The sequence below is a fragment of the Cellulomonas humilata genome, from assembly GCF_030814415.1.
Taxonomy (GTDB): domain Bacteria; phylum Actinomycetota; class Actinomycetes; order Actinomycetales; family Cellulomonadaceae; genus Cellulomonas; species Cellulomonas humilata_A.
The window spans coordinates 453,691-472,514 of sequence record NZ_JAUSVB010000001.1; the positions used below are offsets into that span (position 1 = coordinate 453,691).

The following is an 18,824-nucleotide window of genomic DNA, read 5'->3' on the forward strand; positions in this document are numbered from 1 at the left end:
TCGTACCCTGTGCAGGTGGACGAGCGGCAGCGACGGGTGGTCATCGGGCTGCTCGTCGGCGTGCTCGTCGTCGCCGCGGTGCTCGTCCTCAACCCGTGGCACCTGCACGACGCGTTCGACGCGCCCATCGCCCGCGGGCTGGGCGCACTGCACGACCGCGGCCTGCCGGAGAAGCTGAACCTGCACGCCGCAGAGTTCGCCGCCAACATCGCGCTCTTCGTCCCGCTCGGGCTGCTGGGCGCCCTGCTCCTCCCCCGCCGGCGGTGGTGGGTCGTCTTCGTGGCGCTCGTGGCGCTCTCTCTGGGCATCGAGCTCGTGCAGGCCGTCGGACTCTCCTACCGGCAGCCGTCGACCCGTGACGTGCTCGGCAACTCGCTCGGCGCCGCGATCGGCGTCGGCCTGTCGCTGGCGCTCCGGAGGCAACCCGCGACCCTCGCCGAGCGGTCATGACGCGGACGCGCCTGCTGTTCGCCCTGTACCTCGTCGGGCTCGCACGCGTGACCCTCTGGCCCGAGCTCGCCGACGACGACGGGTTCGACCTGGTCCACACGATCCTGGAGTGGCTCGACTCCCTCGGGATCGGCCTGACGTACAGCCTCACCGAGTTCCTCGCGAACATCGCCCTGTTCGTACCGTTCGGCATCCTCGTCAGCCTGCTCCTCCCCCGCCGACCCGCGTGGCTGGTCGTGGCCCTCGGGCTGGCGACGTCGGCGGCCATCGAGCTCGCCCAGCTGCTGTTCCTGCCGCACCGGGTGGCCGACGTGCGCGACCTCGTCGCCAACACGCTGGGAACCGCCGTCGGCGTCGGGATCCTGCTCGTCACCCGACACCGGTCGCGGACCCCTGAGCCGGAGGGTGTCGGCGCGGGCTGACTACGGGCCGAGGAACACCTGCGAGCAGAGCATCTGCCGGTCGTCGAGAAGACACCCGATGCCCACCTGCTCGAGAGCCGGGTCCAGGAGGTTGGAGCGGTGGCCTGGCGACCCGAGCCACGCCGCGACCACGTCGTGCGGTGTAGCCGCTGCCCGCACCAGGTTCTCCGCCGCCGTCGTCGACGGTGCGCACGCCTCCAGCACGGTCGTCATCGGCGCGTGCTCCAGCTCCTCGCCGACCAGGGCCTCGGCGCGCTTCTCACCCGCTGCCGTCGCGCACGACGAGACGGTCAGCGCCGGGAGGTCCTCGTCGCCTCGTGCCAGGTTGGTCTCGGCGACCAGGTCAGCCGCATAGGCGACCGGATCGGCACCCACTGCCGACCAGGGCTGACGCGGCGTCGACCCGTCCGGCCTCAGCAGCAGCAGCACGACGAGGACGGCCAGCGCCACACCCGCGGCGATGAGCACCCACCCGAGTCGCGCCCGGCGCACCACCGTCAGGGACGGCCCAGCGCGCGGTACGTCCAGCCCGCCGCACGCCACACCGCCGGCTCGAGGACGTTCCGGCCGTCGAGGATCCGCTTGTGCGCGACGACCTCCGCCAGGGCGTCGGGGTCGATCTCCCGGTACTCCGCCCACTCGGTGGAGAGCAGCACCACGTCGGCGTCCTTCGCGGCCTCCAACGCCGTCGCGGCGAAGTGCAGATCCGGCCACTTGGCCTCCGCGTTCGCCACCGCCTGCGGGTCCGTCACGGTGACATGGGCACCCTGCAGCTGCATCTGCGCAGCCACCGACAGGGCCGGCGAGTCACGCACGTCGTCGGAGTCCGGCTTGAACGCCGCCCCGAGCACCGCGACCCTCTTGCCGACGATCGAGCCCTGACACACCTCGCGTGCCAGGTCGACCATCCGGACCCGACGACGCATGTTGATCGAGTCGACCTCCCGCAGGAACGACAACGCGTCACTGACCCCGAGCTCACCGGCCCGAGCCATGAACGCACGGATGTCTTTCGGCAGGCACCCACCGCCGAACCCGAGACCCGCGTTGAGGAAGCGGCGGCCGATCCGCGCGTCGTACCCGATGGCGTCGGCCAGGCGCGTGACGTCGGCGCCCGTCGCCTCGCACAGCTCCGCCATGGCGTTGATGAACGAGATCTTGGTCGCCAGGAAGGAGTTTGCGGCCACCTTCACCAGCTGCGCGGTCGCGTAGTCCGTGACGACAAGCGGAGTGTGCTCGCTCAGCGGGGTGGCGTAGACCTCGTCGAGGATCTCCTTGGCGCGCGTGCCCTCCGCCGTCGGCTCCCCGTCCGCATCCGTCGGCACGCCGTAGACCAGGCGGTCCGGGTGCAGCGTGTCCTTGACCGCGAAACCCTCCCGCAGGAACTCCGGGTTCCACACGAGGATCGCGCCCGTGTCCTCGAGCGACGCCGCGATCGCCTCAGCCGTCCCGACAGGGACGGTCGACTTGCCGGCGACCACATCGCCAGGGCGCAGGTGCGGCTTCAGCTCCGCCGTGGCCGCGTTGACGTACGTCAGGTCCGCCCGGAACTCACCGTGCACCTGCGGGGTCCCCACACAGATGAAGTGCACGTCCGCGCCCGCCGCGTCCGCCATGTCCGTGCTGAACGCCAGCCGGCCCGTCGCGCCCGCCTCCGTGAGCAGCTCCGGCAGACCGGGCTCGTAGAACGGTGCGCGGCCCTCACGGAGTGCCGCGATCTTCTTCTCGTCGACGTCGATGCCGATGACGTCGTGGCCCAGCTGGGCCATGCTCGCGGCGTGGACGGCGCCGAGGTAGCCGCAGCCGATGACAGAGAGGCGCACGGGCTCGCTCCTTGTGGGGTACTCGGGAACCGCCGACTCTATCGGTCGAGCGATGCTGAACGGTCGCGAGGCGGACGATCGGGGAGGCCTTTTCAAACCTCCAGGCACCGCGTTCTGATGGGCGCTTTCGGAAAAGCGCCAGGCCCGATCACTTCGTACATCGCGCAGCAAGTCGAGCGCGAACGCATCACGCGCGCAGGAGCGCGCGTGCTCGCCGGGCGTTTGCCGATGCTCGTCGCGCCACCCTGCGTTCCTCGCGCTCCGCCAGCCGAAGCGCTGCGGTGGCAAGCCCGACGACGAGGGCCAACGCGAGGACGCGCCCGCCGTAGCCCAGGAACCATGCGTTTGTCGACCACATCGACGCAGCCACGACACCGATATAGGCGGCCGCAGCGACCGGGCCACCTCGAGCGGCGCGACGATAGACGAGGTGCGCGAGAGTTCCCAGGAGCACAATCACAAGCGCCCCCCACACGAGACCTCCCGTGCCAATGACCGTCATCATGGCCGTGCCAGCGTTCGACGTCATTCCTGCGCCGACGTAGTAGTAGTTACTCTCTCCACCCCCATCGGAAACGGACCCCCCGAAAAGCGGCTGTACAAGCGCGTTCACTCCGTGAAACAGATCGAAGCTTGGTTTCGTTGCCTCAGATTCTTCCAGCCATGCGGCGAACGTCGGAACGTACCCAGCGAGCCAGAGTCGGGTCGGAGCGAGCGTCGCTTCCGAGAAGCCAGCACCCGTTCCGTTTGTCCGCACAGCGCGGAGGAACACAACTAGCAGGAGGGCTCCGCTGCCCAGGATCGCCGAGGCCAAGAGAGCCCTTCCTGGCATCGCGCGCTTACCGAGCCAGACGAGGGAGGCCACATACCCAGCTGCGAACCAGATAATTGGGACAAGTACGTACGATCGCTGCGTGGTGATCGAGCTCCACAGGAACGCCACCGCAAGCACCGCTGCGATCGCAAGAATTGCGCTCCGGCCCGGCTTTAGTGCAATACGTACGCCGCCAAGTGCCCCACCGAGCTGCAGAACCGCGAACGTGAGGTTCACCAGGAAAGAGAAGTGGGCTTCTCCGCGAAAGATGGCTATGGCGTTCTGCTGCCCAAGGCTGAGAAGATCGTCGATCGATCGCAGCGCAAACACCGAAGTCCCCAAGTCGAGGCCCAGCCGCACCGCTCCGATGAACCCAACGGCGGCCGTAGCGGCCAGCAGCCACACCGGGGGCGTCAAAGCACCAGCTCCGACGCTTCGATCCACGTCCGGCGAACGCTCGATCGACGATCCGAGCAGGAGTCCGGGCAGGTTGTATAGAGCGGCGAGAAGGACCAGTGCCGACACCGCTCCGGTCGGATACGCAAAGCCGTAACCAAGGACCGAAGTCACGATGAAGAGCACACACCAGCAGACATTCCAGATCGGCGCCGGAGCAAGCCACGACTGGGACCGATGAGCGGAAAGGACGGCCGCACATGCGAAGAGGAGGCCGAACGCGGCAAGGGCGAGGCTACTCACACGCACTCCTACTCTGCCTGGCTTGAGAAAGCCGGCAAGTCGTGGTGACCATGGTCAACTGACGGCCCTCGTCAACCTGCGCACGCGCAAAGACGCCAAGCTCGGCGCGATGACAATGCCGCGGCGCCGCCAGGCGAAGACCATCTGCGCCGCGTACATCGCACCGAAGGCCAGCGCGAAAGCCGCCGCGATGCCAGGAAGCCCGAGAACGTACGCCGCGAGCACCTGTAGCGATGCTCCAACGACAAGTGCGACGACTTGCGAAGCCAGAACGTACGACCCGTTCCCGGACATCTTGAGGATCTCGTCGACCGGGCCTCCGACCGACTCTCCGACCGTGCCCACAAGCAGCAGGACGAGCAAAGGGGCAACAGCCTCGTACTGTGCGCCGTACAGCAAGCCGACGGCCCACTCGCCTCCGATGGCGGAGGTGACGACTGCAAGGAGGGCAAGGCCTGTGGCACCCGTCGCGACCGAACGTCCGACGCGCTCGATCTCGGTCCATCCGTCGACCGACGCGAGTGTCGCGAGACGCGGACGCATCGAGTAGCGCACCGAGGCGATGACCGCACCCACGGCTGCGGTCAGGCGCGTCGCGAGCCCGATGCTCGCACCTTCAGCCGCTCCTAGGACCATCGTGGCGACCCAGACAGGACTCCAGACCATCAGAGCCTGCACGACACGGCCGGAGACCAACGGTAGGCCCCAGTGCATCGCGCCCCGCACGTCTGCCAGGCGAAAGCGTCTCGCGACTTCGCGCCCGTGCCCTACGACCATCGCGATGACCACGCAGAGCGCGAGGACTGCCCCGCCGACGACTGCGGCGAGGGCGCCGCGTAGGTCGAGAGACGGGACGAGGAGGAGCGTCGGTACAGCGACGACTGCGATGCCGAGGTTGATACCGCTGTAGAAGACAGTCGCCCCGAGCGTCGTGCGCCCGGTCGCCAGGATGACCTGCGCCAGTGCGAAGCACGCTCCGTAGCAGAACCACCACACGCCGACAAGTGCGCCCAGCAGGCTGTCGTGGAGCGCAACTCCCGAGACCCACCCCACGACCAGACCGACGAGGGCCGCGCTACCCACACTGATCACAGCTACGGCCGTGAGCGCACGATTGGCTCCGTCCGCATCGCCCTGGGCGACGCGCGTCGGATAGAGGCGGACGATCCCGTCGGGTGCGCCGACGCCGGCCAGCAGAGACGTCGTCTGCACCAGGCCAAGAAGTGCAAAGTACGTGCCGCTGGCCGCTGGTGTCAGGCGATTCGCCAGGATCACGACGAGGCCGAACTGGACGGCGACGCCGAGGTACCGCACCCCGATGGGGCCGAGATACTTCATCCCTCTACCGCGACTTCGCAGGGTCCCACGTGACGACCAGGTCGCCTCGCGTCGCGCGGATCACGCCAATCGTCGTCGCGAGGATCATCGAGAGCGCCTCCATGATGAAACCGCCCCGCGGATGCCGCGTTGCGATCGCGATGCTCACCACGGCTGCCGCCATCACACACACACCCACAAGCGGTGAGAAGGCGAGGGATATCGCGACGACTCCGCAGAACGCCGACGCGACGAGGACGCCGCCGCCATGCCACCGCAGAACCTTGTGCGAGTAGTACTTGAACGTGTCCACCAGGCCCAGCTCACGACGGTGCCGACGCATCATCCGGTGCGTGTGATAGGCGCGCGTGGCGATCCGGACTCGCCTGGCCCGCTCGTCGTCGCTCCTGCTCACCAGTCGCTCGTAGACGACCACGTCGTCGACGTGGATCAGGCGGAAGCCGGCATAGACCACGTGCATGCTCACCCAGAAGTCGTCCTGGACCGAGCCCGGGATCTCGGGGTAGAGAGCGCGTCGGACGGCGAAGATCGAGCCGTCCGCGCCCATCACGCTGCCGGTCCGTGACTCGAGCGACTTCACCTTCTCCTCGCGGCTCCAGTACGCCCCGCCGACCTCCTGGACCGCCGAGCCCACCGGGTTGACGTACTGCAGAGTCCCGCAGACACCGCCGACGCGCTGGTCCCTGAAGTGAGGCCCGAGATTCTCGAAGAGGTCTTCCCTCAGCAGGACGTTGGCGTCGGTGCACACGATGACGTCCCCGCGTGCGAGGCCGGCCAGAAGGCGCATACCGGTCGCCTTGCCGGCGCGACGCTCGCCACGGACCAAGGTCACCGTCGTGCCGCTCGCGACGATCAGATCCGCCGTGCCGTCGGAGGAAGCATCGTCATAGACGAGGATCTCGAGATCGGGATACCGCTGGACGAGCTTGTCGAGGTTCTCGAGCTTCTCCTCGATCGTTCCCCGCTCGTTGTAGCAGCAGAAGATCAGGCTGAACGTGACATCCGGAACGCCGTCGACGGGCATCGGCCCCTCGGCCTTCCTGTGCGGAAGCGCGCCGAGCACCGCCGGGTAGACGACGTAGGGGTAGACGGCAACGACCGCGAGGACCAGGCAGGCGAATGCCAACAGCGCCGAGGCGATCATGCTGCAGCCCCGATCGCGTCGGCCACGACACCGACGTGCTTGTGCCACGAGAGCGTGTCCAGGACGTGGGTGCGCGCTCTCCTACCCATCGCGTTCCCGCTCTTGGAGTTCTCGGCTGCCGCGACGATGGCGTCCACGAGGCTGCGGTGGTCGAGACCATCGACCAGGAGTCCCGACGTGCCGTGGCGCACGAAGTCCGTCGGGCCACCGACATCGCCTGCGACGACGACGCAGGCGAACGACATGGCGTCGGCGATGACCAGGCCGAACCCTTCGAAGTCGTTTCCCTCCCCGACGTGCGTGTGGGGATGCAGGAAGACGTCCGCCCAGCGGTAGAGCTCGGGCACCTCCGCGTCGGGAACTCTCCCGAGGAATGTCACCCGATGCTCCAGGCGCTCCTCGATGACGAGCTGCCGGAGCTCGTCCGTCATCGGTCCGCTTCCAGCGATCCGGTACTCGAAGTCGAGCGAGCCATGCCGTTCGATATCCGCGAGTGCAGCCAGGCACCCGTGGATGTTCTTGCGCTCGATGTGTCGTGCCAGAGAGAGAAGGCGCACGGGTTCCTGGTGGGCACGAGAGTGGTCGGCGCTCGTCCGTGCGAGCTCGTCGAACGTCAGTCCGTTGGGCGCCACGCGCCACTGGCCGACAGGCCCGGGAACCCCCAGAGCCTTCTCAGCCTGGGCCATGGTCGACGTCGACACCGCGACCACGCCCGCCGACCGCCGCAGGACCCGCCTCATCGCGGGCCGAAGCGGCCGGGGCGTGTTCATGACCTCCCGGCCATGAACCGAGACGGCGACGGGAAGACGTGACCGAGCGGCCATGTGAACCAGCGCCGGCTTCCACGTCGTGGCGTGGACCCACGACGGGTTCGCCTCCCGCACGGCTCGACGGAACGCGAGCAGCATCCGACCGAAGACCTGGAGCTGCGATCCGGGCCCCGTGTTGAAGTGGCGCAGGCGACCCTCCGGGTAGTCGCGCTCGGACCACCCTGCGGGCGACGAGGTCTGGGTTAGGACCGTGACCGCGTAGCCGTCGCCGAGGTAGGCGCGGGCAACCTCTTCGGAGTACGTCTCGACGCCGCCGATCGTCGGCGGAAACCCCTTGCACAGCAGGAGTACCGACTTGTCCAGGTTCATTCTGTGCTTCTCTTCGTTGGTGTTCGGGGCTACGGGAGCCGGATAGCCGGCGCCCAGCTGGTCGTCGAGGGAGAGGTGGTGCTTCGGCGGCTCAGTACGCGCCGTCGCCGCCGACGATGGCTTTCGCAGTTCGCGCGAGGATCATCAGGTCGCCGAAGAGCGTCCAGTTCTCGACGTAGCTGACGTCGAGGCGGATGCCGTCTTCGGGGGTGAGGCCGGACCGGCCCGAGACCTGCCACAGCCCGGTCAGACCTGGCTTGACGAGGAGCCGTCGGTGCGCGGCGCGGTCGTACTGCGCCACCTCGGCGTCGATCTGCGGGCGCGGGCCGACGAGGCTCATGTCGCCCAGGAGGACGTTGAACAGCTGCGGCAGCTCGTCGAGGGACGTGCGGCGCAGGAACTTGCCGATGGAGGTCACGCGAGGGTCGTTCTTGGGCTTGTAGAACATGCCGACGGACGTGACGCCCTGGTCGGCCAGCACCTCGGCGAGCCGCTGCTCCGCGCCGAGGACCATGGTGCGGAACTTGAAGATCCGGAACCGCTTGCCGTCCTTGCCGATGCGCTCCTGCCGGTAGAGCACCGGGCCAGGGCTCGTGACGCGGACGCTGATCGCGACGGCGGCGAGCACCGGAAGCAGCACCAGGGTGATCAGAACCGCCATCACCCCGTCGAACAGCGACTTGGCGATGTACTTCCCGCCGGTGAAGCGCGCCTCGTCGACGTACATCAGCGGGAGCCCGCTGACGGGCCGCATGAGGACACGTGGTCCGGCGACGTCGACGAGGGCCAGGGTCAGCGCGAGGTCGATGCCCTTGCCCTCGAGGTCCCAGCCGAGGCGACGGACCGTGTCGGAGGTGATCGCGTCGGCGCCGGTGACGGCGACCGCGGAGGCGCCGATGCGCGTCGCCACGTCAGCCGCATCGTCCATCGACCCGAGCACGGGTACGCCGCCGATGAGCTCGCCGGGGACGACCTCCCCGCTCGGCACGCAGACGCCGAGGACGGCGTACCCGGCATTCGGCTTCAGATGCAGCTGGCCGATCAGGCGTGCGGCCTGGTCCCGGTGCCCGATCACGAGGATCCCGGACTGGAACGACCCGGCCTGCCGCTGCTCGTGCAGCCACCGCCGCCACCACGCCCGGCCGGCGAGCAGCAGGCCGAGCCCGAGCGGGGCGGCGAAGCCGAGGTAGCCCCGGCCGATCTCCATGCGCAGCAGGTAGGCCACGACGGCGACGGTCGCGAACAGCCGCCAGCTGACGTCGAAGACCCGAGCGAACTCGGTCGAGCCACTCCCCAGGACGCGGCGGTCGCGACTGCGTCCCACCACCAGCGCCGCGAGCCACGCGGCGGCGAGCACCACGGACACGGAGAGGTACGACGGCGAGAAGGAGCCGGAGACCGACGGCAGGCCGTGGACGTCGAACCGGACGAGGTAGGCGACGGCCACCGCGATGATGACGGCGGCAAGGTCGGTGACCCAGAGGCGCAGCGCGACCTCATGCCAGCGGGGGTTTGTGACGATAGTCGGCTGGACGGTCGATCGCGTGAGCTGCTGCGGCACAAATGCCACTGTGCGAGCACGCGTGTCTGCTTCCGTCACGTATTTCCCCCGATGTCCGTTCTACCGACGTCAGGCGCCGTGCAAGTCCGCGCCGAGGATTACATCGGCGCGTCGGGCCGAGAATTGAGCGCGGGGCACTTATACGTGCACCGAGGAATTTCACCCGGTGCATACGGGTGATCATGCGCGTGAGACACTGTTTTACCGGGTAATGCAAAGCAGGGAGAAGAAGGCTGTGGAGCTACAGGACTATTGGGGCATCCTGCGCAAGCGCTGGCTGTCCATTGCCGTGTTCGCCGTTCTCGGCACGGCGCTCGCCGTCGCGTTGTCGTTGATGACCAAGCCGCTGTACGAGGCCACGACGCAGCTCTACGTCTCCGTCAAGGCGGGCGAATCGTCCAGCGACCTCCTCCAGGGCTCGAACTTCACCCGCCAGCAAGTGAGCTCCTACACGCAGCTCGTCACCAGCCCCCTCGTGCTGCAGCCCGTCATCGAGGACCTCGCCCTCGCTCCCCGGACGGAGGCCCTGGCCTCGCGGGTCAGCGCGAGCTCCCCGCTCAACACCTCGCTGATCAACGTGACGGTGACCGACGAGAACCCGGCGATGGCAGCCGCGACCGCCGACGCGATCGCGCGCCAGTTCAAGGACGTGATCGCCGAGCTCGAGACACCCAGCGACGGCGGAGCCTCGGCCGTCAAGATCTCGGTCGTCCGCGACGCCGTCTCCCCCGAGGCGCCGTCATCCCCGAACCTCAAGCTCAACGTCGCCCTCGGGCTGCTCGTCGGGCTGGCGCTCGGCGTCGGCGTTGCCGTGCTCCGCTCCGTGCTGGACACCCGGGTCCGGTCCGACGCGGACGTCGCACGGATCACCGACACGTCCGTGATCGGCACGATCCCGGACGACGAGGACGCCGCGCTGCAGCCGCTCATCGTGCAGAGCAGCCCGCACAGCCAGCGGTCCGAGGCCTTCCGTCGCCTGCGCACCAACCTGCAGTTCCTCGACATCGCCGACCGCCCGCAGTCGATCGTCGTCACGTCGTCCCTGCCCGGCGAGGGCAAGTCGACGACCTCGATCAACGTCGCGATCAGCCTCGCCGACGCCGGAACGCGCGTGGCCCTCGTGGACGCCGACCTGCGCCGGCCGTCGGTCGCCAAGTACATGGGCCTCGAGGGCAGCGTCGGACTCACCACGGTGCTCATCGGCCGCGCGAGCGTCGAGGACGTCATCCAACCCTGGGGCAACGGCTACCTGCACGTTCTCCCGGCCGGTCAGGTGCCGCCCAACCCGAGCGAGCTGCTCGGGTCGATGGCCATGGCACGGCTGCTCGAGAAGCTCACCGGCATGTACGACGTCGTCATCGTCGACACGGCTCCGCTGCTGCCCGTCACCGACGCGGCCATCCTGTCCAGGCTGACCGGCGGAGCGCTCCTCGTGGTCGGCGCCGACAAGCTGCACCGCAACCAGCTGGCCGAGTCCGTCGGCGCCCTGGAGACCGTCGGCGCCCGCATCCTGGGCATCGTCGTGAACCGCCAGAAGCGCAAGCAGAGCGACCAGTACGCGTACTACGACTACTCGCCCACGCCGGCGACCTCGGCGGACGCGAGCCGCGGCGGGCGCAAGCGGCGTCGGGCTGCACCGCGGACGCCCAAGTCCCTCGAGGGCACGCAGGCAGGACCCACGACCGCCCTGTGGCCCGGCGCCTCGCTCAGCGAGACCCAGCTGCGCGAGTTCCAGCAGCAGCAGCCGCGCGTCTGATCTCCGCCCGACCCGCAGCCCCGGACCCTTCGTTGGGTCCGGGGCTGCGGCCGTTCCTGGGCTCGTCAGTTAAGTGCTCCTACGCGATGCTCGCTCAGGGACGACGCGATCGGGCTCGTCCGCGTCGCGCTCAGGGTGGCACCGGAGCGCTCGTGCAGACCGGGCGTGCATTCCGGGGCGCTGAGGCCTTCTGTGCCGCCTCAGGTGGACCCGTGGAGCAAGCGGCACGAGACGGCGCGCCGGTCGACGGGTGGGTGCCGCGAGTCGCTCCAGACAGCAACGAGCCCCGCACCCAGAGAGTGCGGGGCTCGTGGAAGAGCTGAGCGATCAGGCCGCCTGGAAGGCTCCACGACGACGCGCCAGGACGACGCCGCCGGCGCCGACGAGAACGAGAGCACCGGCGCCGAGGGCGATCGGGAGCACGTTGCTACCGGTGGAGCTCAGCTGACCAGCGGCCGCGGCCGTGCCGGCCTGCACCGTCTGCGAGCTGAGGACCGCACCCGACGGGTCGGTGGCGACCACGGTGAACGTGCCGGCCGCGCCGACCGTGACCTGGAACGTGACGTTGCCAGCGGCATCGGTCGTCTTGGTCAGGGTCTTGGTGCCGGCGATCTGGATCTCGCTGTCCGACGCGGTCTCGCTCGTGACGGTCAGCGTGACCGGGGCGTTGCCCGGGCCCTTCAGCGAGACCGCGAAGCCACTGGCCGACGAGCTCGACACGGTGCCGGTGTTGGAGAAGTCATTGGCGCCGTACGCCTGCGCGGCGGTCGGGGCGAGCACGAGTGCAACGGCAGCAACAGCAACCAGAGCGGTGCGACGAACATTCATGGGTGTCCCCCTGGAACGATGTGACTGAAACTGCACAAGGTGCTGGGCAGACCTTACGTGCTAGTCAATGCAGGCGGAAGCAACGATTTCATCACCGGATTGCCGGGCCGTCGGTGTGGAGCGAAGGTGCACCGGACCGGCCTGTCGCATTCCTGTGATGATCTCCATCTCCAGCGTGCCGCTCTCGCCCGGTTTCAGCGTGAATGTCCGGGCACCTAACGCCAGGCCGTCGTGGACCTGCGAGAACAGCCCCTGAGTCTCTGAATTCACCCGGACGCCGGAGAATTGCCCACCGAAGGGCGCGTAGATCATCACGTTCGTCCGAATCTCACCGAGCGGTACCAGATTGTCGAGGCCCACGAGGTAGGCCGGGAGGGTGGCTGCGTCGGCGGGTGCGGTGGACGTCAGCGCCACCGACAGGTGCACCACCTGCGAGCCGTCGGGCCGGCACTCCGTCGCCTCGGCGGCGACGTCGAGGTCGAGGTAGTAGCCGAGCTTGGCCTGCGTCCCGTCGTTGAGGTAGACGCCGATCACCGGCGAGTCACCGTCGACGCCACGCAGCTCACCGCTGAGGACCGTCCCCCGCAGTCGCTCCTGCTCGGCGTCGTCGGCCGACCACACCAGGAGCCTCCCCTGGCGGGCGGCCTCCGCGAGCGCGTCCATGACCTCGGCCGGCGACCCCTGGCCGGACACCACGGCGTCGAACGACGCCTTCGCGGCATCGGCGAAGTACGCGTCCTGGTCCGCAGGGTCGGGCTTGTCGAGGTAGACGCCGTTGAGGAGCGTCTCCACCGCATCGGCCCCGGAGAGGGTCGAGCCGTCCGCGAGCGTCACCGGCCCGGTCGCCGACAGCACCAGCGCGAGCGCCCCGGGATCCACCGAGAGGACCCCGTCGATGTGCCCGCCGACCGTGGCCTCCCAGATGCCCTTGGCCAACGCACCCGACCGTGGGAAGTCCGGCGTGAAGTTGACGTCGCGCATGTCGGTGCCGAGCTGGGAGCCGTACACGGCGCTCTCCGCCTCGCTGAGCGGCAGCACCGGCTCAGCCAGCCCGCTGAGCTCCCCCGCCGCGCGCGCGTCGATGACCTGCACCGCACCGTGGTCCGCCCGCAGGTGGAGCACCGATCCGGGCATCCCGCCGGTCGCCCGCTGCTCCGCGTTGTTCTGCACGAGCACCAGGTAGTCGCGCGGCCCGTCGGCACCGAGCATGGCCGGCACCAGCTGGGCTGCGCGTGCCGCGGTGGCCGTCGTGGAGGCGACGTCCGCGAGCTGCTCCCGGAGCAGCTCGACGGGCTCAGCGACCACCCCGAGGAGAGCCGACGTGTCGATGTCGTCCAGCTGCCGCGCGGCGGCCTGCACGGCCTGGTCCGCGGCCACGACCGCCGGAGCCGCGTCCGCGAGAGGTGCCACGTCGATCCGACCGTCCACGGGCGCGAGCGCCCCGGCGTCGACCACCGAGGCGGCATCCATCAAGGACGGCAACGCGTGCCGGGCGAGGTCATCGACCGTGGCAGCGACGGACTGGACGGCCCTGGTGTTCGCACCCACCCAGGGCGTGGCACCGGCCACGCTCCACGCAGGACCGGTCGTCGCGTCCCTTGCGACGGCGGCGTTGGCCTGGAGCTGCTGGAGCGCCGCCGAGGCCGCAGCGCTGTCTCCCGCGGTGACGCTCGCCTGCAGATGTCCGACGTCACTCTTCGCTGTGTGCAGCGCGTCGGAGGCGCGGACCGCGTCGACCGCTAGCCAGGCTCCGAGCCCGAGTATCGTCGCGCCGACCAGGCCGCACCCCAGCAGGGCACCTGTGACTGCCCCTCGGGATCTGGGCTTGATCCGGCCGTGCCGAGGGGGAAGCGACTCGGCCACGTCATCCCCCTTCGGTACCGCGGGCATCCCCGTCGGACGTCCGCGGTCGCGAATCGTATCCGCTGCGCTTGAGATAACCGGGTGACCTCGACAGCACCGCGACCAGGTCGTTCGCCTGACTTCTGGCCATATCAGCACTTCACCCGATTGCTTCCCTCGCCATGAGTTGGAAACGAGCGGGGACTTCATCATGTTCAGGAGAACGCGCCGCGAGGCACGGAGACGGACCCGTCACACGGACAGGCGCCTGGAGATGCGCCAGCACGTAGACCCTGGACCAGTCGGACGCCGATGCTGACGGCCATCGGCCGCCAGGCCAAGGTCGGTGAGCGCTGCTCGAACCGACACCAGAATCACGCAACTGCGCGGAACTCGGACATCCCGCCCTCCGCCCGAGTCGTGCGACACGGTTGTCGCCGAAGAGCGTCTGCTCGTCCGCGGTGAGCGGGAGCACCGGATCGCTCAGACCCCCAAGAACGTTCCCGGCGCGCTGGTCGACGATCGGCACGGCGACACCCGACCAGTCCGACCCCCACCCCGGATGCGTCATCGCGCCCCCCCGTTGCGCTCAGTACGGCGATGCCATCTGCACGTTTCGCCCGATCGGGTGGTGGTTGACGACGCGGCACGAGGCGGCCGCAGGGTGACGCGGCCGCGCCGATCGGGTCACCGGATGCTCCGTTCGGGCACCCTGGACGCCAGAATTGCCCCGCGACCCCACCGCCCTTGGCCGAGCCCTTCCGCGTCCTCGTCGTCGGCTACCGGCGCGTCCTGAGTCAGCCGGTCAGGCCGGGATTAGCACGCCGGGGGACGCGCACGAAGATCGACGCGCTCCGACGGGATCGGTGGGGCACGCCCGTGCCGCCCGCGATCAGGAGGACTGCCGACGCCGGACGAGCACGAGTGTGCCGGCACCCACGGCCATGAGAGCAGCCGCACCCAGAGCGATCGGCAGCGGGTCCACGCCCGTCTCGCTCAGCTCGGTGGGCGTGACTCGTGCGACCGCCGTGACGGTGTGGCTGCTGAGCTGCGTGTTCGTCTGGTCCCTGACCACGATCAGGTAGGTGCCGGCCGCGCTCAGGGTGACGACGCCGGCGACCGCGCCGTCGGCTCCCGCAGTCTTGGACGTGGTCTTCTCACCGGCGACGTCGATCGCGGAGTCGGGCGTCGCCGGGTCGGTCGACGTCACGGTGATGCTGTGGACCGCCCCCGGCACCAGCCCTGTGCAGCTCACCGTCAACGAGGCCCCGACGGTCGTGGTGGCCATGCTCACGGCGCAGGAGCCTGCCGGCTGTGGGGTCGGGGTGGGCGTAGGCGTAGGCGTGGGTGTGGGTGTGGGTGTGGGTGTGGGTGTTGGCGTGGTCGTCGCCGTGGTGGTGTCGGAGGGATCGGGAACGACCACCGCGCTGGCCGCGGAAACCGCCAGCGGCGAGAGTGCGAGCGCGGCTGCAACCACGGCCGTCGCGATGGTGCGTGAGCTTCGCTTCATCCGGCAGTCCCCCAGATCGTCCGCGCCGCCCCCGGCGCGCTCGTCCATGCCCAGAACCCGACAATAGCGACGATTCGCCACAGGGCCTACCCTCTGCCGCCGCAGCGGGCCACCCCCCTGGTGCCCTCGGTGCCCACGCGGGACGGCGCAGGGCTGTCCGGGGTGCACGACCCCGCGAGCTTCGGAGGGTGGAAACGATGCGCCGATCGGGTCACGTCATGCCGCGATGTTGCGGCTGGCACCGCAGGATAGGACCGTGACCCCCACCGACCTGGCCGAGCCCTTCCGCGTCCTCGTCGTCTGCACCGGCAACATCTGCCGGTCGCCGGCGGCGGAGCGGCTGCTGGCTGCCGGTCTGGGCGCGGCGTACCGGGGGCGCGACGCCGTCGGTGGGCTCGCGCCCGCGATCGAGGTGGCCTCGGCGGGCACGGGTGCGGTGGCCGGCTACCCGATGACCGACGAGATGGCCGGGCTGGTCGCCGGGCAGGGCGTCGACCCTCGAGGCTTCGAGGCTCGGCAGCTGATGCCGGACATGGTGAAGCAGTCGGACCTGGTGCTCGCGCTGACGCGCAAGCACCGCTCGGCGATCGTCGAGCTGGTCCCGTCGGCGGTGCGGCGCACGTTCACGCTGCGCGAGCTCGCGCGCCTGGTCGCGGACGTCGACCCGGCGACGCTCCCCGGGGCGAACGCCACCACGGCCGACCGCCTCCGCGCGCTGGTGCCTCTTGCCGCCAGCCGGCGCGGCCTGGTGTCGCACCGGCCCGCCGACGACGACGTGGTGGACCCGTACGGCGGTGGCCAGTCGCTCTACGACACGTCGTTCGGCCTGATGGTGCCCGCGATCGACACGATCGTCGCGGCCGCCCGCCGCTGACCGGACGCACGAGAGGCCGGGCCCCCGTCGGGACCCGGCCTCCGTCGTGTGCGGGCTAGACGCCGAGCACGCTCTTGATCGGGCCGATGAGGAAGTAGACGAGGAACATTGCCGACGCCACCCACATGAACGTGTGGATCTCGCGGACCTTGCCGACGGCCAGCTTGATGACGACGAAGGTGATGATGCCTGCGCCGATGCCCGCGGTGATCGAGTAGGTGAACGGCATCAGGATGATCGTGAGGAACGCCGGGATGGCGAGCTCCCAGTTCTTCCAGTCGATGCCGGTGATCTGCGTGACCATGAGGAAGCCGACGACGATGAGGGCCGGAGTGGCCGCCTCGAACGGGACCATGGAGACCAGCGGGGCCAGGAACGTGGCCAGCAGGAACGCGATGCCGGTCACCACGGAGGCCAGACCGGTCCGGGCACCGTCGCCGACGCCCGACGCGGACTCGATGTAGCTGGTGTTCGACGAGACGCTGCCCGCACCACCGGCGGCCGCCGCGATCGAGTCGACGACGAGGATCTTCTGCGTGCCGATCGGGTTGCCGTCCGTGTCCAGCAGCTTCGCCTCGCTGCCGACGGCGACCATCGTGCCCATCGTGTCGAAGAAGTCGGCGAGCAGGAGCGAGAACACGAGCAGCAGGACGGCGACGATCCCGATGGACTCGATGGAGCCGAAGAGGGAGAACTGGCCGACGAGCGAGAAGTCGGGCGTCGCGAAGATCCCGCCCTCGGGCCAGGACGGGACGTCGAGGGCCCAGCCGGCGGGGTTCACCACCGCGCCGGTCTCGTCCGTCTTGCTGCCGATGTTGCCGACGAGCTCGATGACGAACGCGAGGACGGTGGCCGAGACGATCGCGATGAGGATGGCGCCCTTGACGTTGCGGACCATGAGGATGATCGCGAGCATCAGCCCGAACACGAACACCAGCAGCGGCCAGCTGCCCAACGACCCGCCGATGCCGAGCTCCACGGGGACGGCCATGCTGGCGGGGATCCGCACGAAGCCGGCGTCCACCAGACCGATGAACGCGATGAACAGGCCGATGCCGACGCTGATCGCCGTCTTCAGCTCCACGGGGACCGACTTGAAGACCGCCGTGCGGAACCCGGTGAGCACGAGGACCAGGATGATCAGGCCCTCGAGCACGACGATGCCCATGGCGTCCTGCCAGGACATGTCCGGCAGGGCCGCGATCGAGTACGCGACGACGGCGTTGAGGCCGAGGCCCGCTGCGAGGGCCAGCGGGAAGTTGGCGACGACGCCCATGAGGATGGTGAGCACGCCCGCGACGAGCGCGGTGGTCGCTGCGACGGCCGTCAGGTTGGGGACGTCACCACCGCCGAGGAACAGGCCGTCGCCGGAGCGGACCGTGCCGATGATCAGGGGATTGAGCACGATGATGTAGCTCATCGTGAAGAAGGTGACGAGACCACCACGGATCTCGGTACCGATGGTCGAGCCGCGCTCGGTGATCTTGAAGTAGCGGTCGACAGCGTTCGTCGGAGGCGCAGGACGTTCCGTCTGCGTCGTGGGGGTCGTAGACATGCGCGCAGTGTGGCAGACCTGTGTTTCATCCGTCTGACGAAGCGATCACGGTCTTTCCACGCAGCCGACTAGGCTCTGCCGGTGCCTTCGTTGATCGCCAAGCTGCTGCATCCGACCAGGACCCCGCCGCCGCCGGTGGACGTCGACCTGGGACGGGTGATGCTCATCGGCACGGCCGTCTGGGGTGTCGCGTTGGTGGTCGCCGTCGTGCTGGCGCTCGGCGACGACGAGGCATCGTGGATGCCCGCGTGGGTGTGCGCGACCGGGGTGCTCCTCGGGCTGTTCGGCGTGCTGTGGGCCCGCCGCAACACCGCGCGCCGGCGCTGACCCGGCCGGCCCCGCTCAGGCCACGAACACCTGGGCGCACAGGATGCCCCGCGGACCCTTGGTGCAGGCGACGCCGATCTGCGTGTACGTCGTGTTGAGGATGTTCGCCCGGTGGCCGTCGGACCCCATCCAGCCGGCGACGACGGCGACGGCCGTCGGGTAGCCGAGGGCCAGGTTCTCGCCGACGGCCCGCGCGGCGCAGGCCTCGAGGATGGGCTCCAGCGGGTCGTGCTCGAACCGGTTCTCGGCGGCGAGGAGCGCCGTGCGGGCGACGGCCTGCTGCGCGGCGCACTCCGAGACGGCCAGGGCAGGCAGGCCGGCCGCGGCCCGCTCCTCGTTGGTCCGGGTGACGATCTCCTCGACCATCGTCGGCGCGGTGGGCACCGGCTCGGGGGCGGGGGCGGGCTCGGGAGCAGGTTCGGGGACGACGGGCGCTGCGACCGCCGGGGCCGGCGTCGTCGGGGCCGTTGTGGTCGGTGCCTCCGACTCAGAAGCGGGCGCCCGGCCACCCGACCGGGACGCGGAGTCGCCGTCGCGCGGGGCGGCCAGCTCGAAGGCGTCGGGGATGTGGGGCTGGACGGTGGGCGAGGTCAGCACGAACGGGACTGCGACCAGGGCGAACGTGCAGACCAGCGCGAGGGACGCCGTGCGCGCCCGGTGCCGCCGAGGCTTCGACGTCCGCAGCCTCCGCCGACTTGGGCGGCTGTCCGGGACGGCGGGGAACGGGTGCACCTCCGGGAGG

At 69.5% G+C, this 18,824-nt stretch carries 17 protein-coding genes; 5 read left to right on the forward strand and 12 right to left on the reverse strand.

Translation table 11 applies throughout. The features are described 5' to 3' along the window. Positions 1 to 15 precede the first annotated feature (15 nt). Together J2X26_RS02020 and J2X26_RS02025 are read left to right on the forward strand one after the other, a co-directional pair. Positions 16 to 450, forward strand: a complete 435-nt coding sequence (locus J2X26_RS02020; protein WP_307489375.1) for a VanZ family protein — start codon at positions 16 to 18, stop codon at positions 448 to 450. Then, entirely contained in the window at positions 447 to 872 is a 426-nt protein-coding gene (locus tag J2X26_RS02025) for a VanZ family protein (protein ID WP_307489377.1), read from the forward strand. The genes J2X26_RS02020 and J2X26_RS02025 overlap by 4 nt, the downstream gene beginning before the upstream one ends. Here the strand turns inward: J2X26_RS02025 and J2X26_RS02030 are convergent, their stop codons facing one another. The 7 genes from J2X26_RS02030 to J2X26_RS02060 all read right to left on the reverse strand — a co-directional run bounded on the left by J2X26_RS02030 (position 873) and on the right by J2X26_RS02060 (position 9,390). Then, positions 873 to 1,364: a CAP domain-containing protein gene (locus tag J2X26_RS02030; protein ID WP_307489379.1), complete on the reverse strand. Its 492-nt coding sequence runs from the start codon at positions 1,362 to 1,364 to the stop codon at positions 873 to 875. A 5-nt stretch (positions 1,365 to 1,369) separates the two neighbouring features. Continuing rightward, on the reverse strand, positions 1,370 to 2,695 hold the full coding sequence (locus tag J2X26_RS02035) for a UDP-glucose dehydrogenase family protein (RefSeq protein WP_307489381.1): 1,326 nt from the start codon (positions 2,693 to 2,695) through the stop codon (positions 1,370 to 1,372). A gap of 187 nt (positions 2,696 to 2,882) precedes the next feature. Beyond that, positions 2,883 to 4,208 carry a hypothetical protein gene (locus J2X26_RS02040; RefSeq protein ID WP_307489383.1) on the reverse strand — a complete coding sequence of 442 codons (1,326 nt, stop codon included), beginning with the start codon at positions 4,206 to 4,208 and terminating at the stop codon, positions 2,883 to 2,885. A gap of 54 nt (positions 4,209 to 4,262) precedes the next feature. Beyond that, positions 4,263 to 5,546: a lipopolysaccharide biosynthesis protein gene (locus J2X26_RS02045; RefSeq protein ID WP_307489384.1), complete on the reverse strand. Its 1,284-nt coding sequence runs from the start codon at positions 5,544 to 5,546 to the stop codon at positions 4,263 to 4,265. A 4-nt stretch (positions 5,547 to 5,550) separates the two neighbouring features. Further along, the gene (locus tag J2X26_RS02050; protein ID WP_307489386.1) at positions 5,551 to 6,690 is read right to left on the reverse strand and encodes a glycosyltransferase; all 1,140 of its coding nucleotides are present in this window, start codon (positions 6,688 to 6,690) and stop codon (positions 5,551 to 5,553) included. Continuing rightward, on the reverse strand, positions 6,687 to 7,829 hold the full coding sequence (locus J2X26_RS02055) for a glycosyltransferase family 4 protein (RefSeq protein WP_307489387.1): 1,143 nt from the start codon (positions 7,827 to 7,829) through the stop codon (positions 6,687 to 6,689). The genes J2X26_RS02050 and J2X26_RS02055 overlap by 4 nt, the downstream gene beginning before the upstream one ends. Positions 7,830 to 7,920: 91 nt before the next feature. Further along, on the reverse strand, positions 7,921 to 9,390 hold the full coding sequence (locus tag J2X26_RS02060) for a sugar transferase (RefSeq protein WP_307489389.1): 1,470 nt from the start codon (positions 9,388 to 9,390) through the stop codon (positions 7,921 to 7,923). A 235-nt stretch (positions 9,391 to 9,625) separates the two neighbouring features. Here J2X26_RS02060 and J2X26_RS02065 point away from each other — a divergent pair, with 235 nt between their 5' ends. Beyond that, a complete protein-coding gene (locus J2X26_RS02065) occupies positions 9,626 to 11,146 on the forward strand; it encodes a polysaccharide biosynthesis tyrosine autokinase (RefSeq protein WP_307489391.1) in 1,521 nt (506 codons plus the stop codon). A gap of 327 nt (positions 11,147 to 11,473) precedes the next feature. Here the strand turns inward: J2X26_RS02065 and J2X26_RS02070 are convergent, their stop codons facing one another. From J2X26_RS02070 to J2X26_RS02080, 3 genes are all read right to left on the reverse strand, one after another. Next, positions 11,474 to 11,926 carry a peptidase gene (locus J2X26_RS02070; RefSeq protein WP_307489394.1) on the reverse strand — a complete coding sequence of 151 codons (453 nt, stop codon included), beginning with the start codon at positions 11,924 to 11,926 and terminating at the stop codon, positions 11,474 to 11,476. A 108-nt stretch (positions 11,927 to 12,034) separates the two neighbouring features. Continuing rightward, positions 12,035 to 13,837, reverse strand: a complete 1,803-nt coding sequence (locus tag J2X26_RS02075; RefSeq protein ID WP_307489395.1) for a DUF4012 domain-containing protein — start codon at positions 13,835 to 13,837, stop codon at positions 12,035 to 12,037. A gap of 871 nt (positions 13,838 to 14,708) precedes the next feature. Then, positions 14,709 to 15,110, reverse strand: coding sequence for a peptidase (locus tag J2X26_RS02080; protein WP_307489397.1), 402 nt, complete (start codon positions 15,108 to 15,110; stop codon positions 14,709 to 14,711). A gap of 472 nt (positions 15,111 to 15,582) precedes the next feature. Here J2X26_RS02080 and J2X26_RS02085 point away from each other — a divergent pair, with 472 nt between their 5' ends. Further along, positions 15,583 to 16,200 carry an arsenate reductase/protein-tyrosine-phosphatase family protein gene (locus tag J2X26_RS02085; protein ID WP_307489399.1) on the forward strand — a complete coding sequence of 206 codons (618 nt, stop codon included), beginning with the start codon at positions 15,583 to 15,585 and terminating at the stop codon, positions 16,198 to 16,200. 55 nt (positions 16,201 to 16,255) lie between these two features. Here J2X26_RS02085 and J2X26_RS02090 read toward each other — a convergent pair whose 3' ends face one another. Beyond that, positions 16,256 to 17,755 carry an NCS2 family permease gene (locus J2X26_RS02090; protein ID WP_307489401.1) on the reverse strand — a complete coding sequence of 500 codons (1,500 nt, stop codon included), beginning with the start codon at positions 17,753 to 17,755 and terminating at the stop codon, positions 16,256 to 16,258. A gap of 81 nt (positions 17,756 to 17,836) precedes the next feature. Between J2X26_RS02090 and J2X26_RS02095 the strand changes: the two genes are divergently transcribed. Continuing rightward, a complete protein-coding gene (locus tag J2X26_RS02095) occupies positions 17,837 to 18,082 on the forward strand; it encodes a DUF2530 domain-containing protein (RefSeq protein WP_307489403.1) in 246 nt (81 codons plus the stop codon). Between the two features lie 15 nt (positions 18,083 to 18,097). Here the strand turns inward: J2X26_RS02095 and J2X26_RS02100 are convergent, their stop codons facing one another. Further along, positions 18,098 to 18,814, reverse strand: a complete 717-nt coding sequence (locus J2X26_RS02100; RefSeq protein ID WP_307489405.1) for a CAP domain-containing protein — start codon at positions 18,812 to 18,814, stop codon at positions 18,098 to 18,100. Positions 18,815 to 18,824 lie beyond the last annotated feature (10 nt).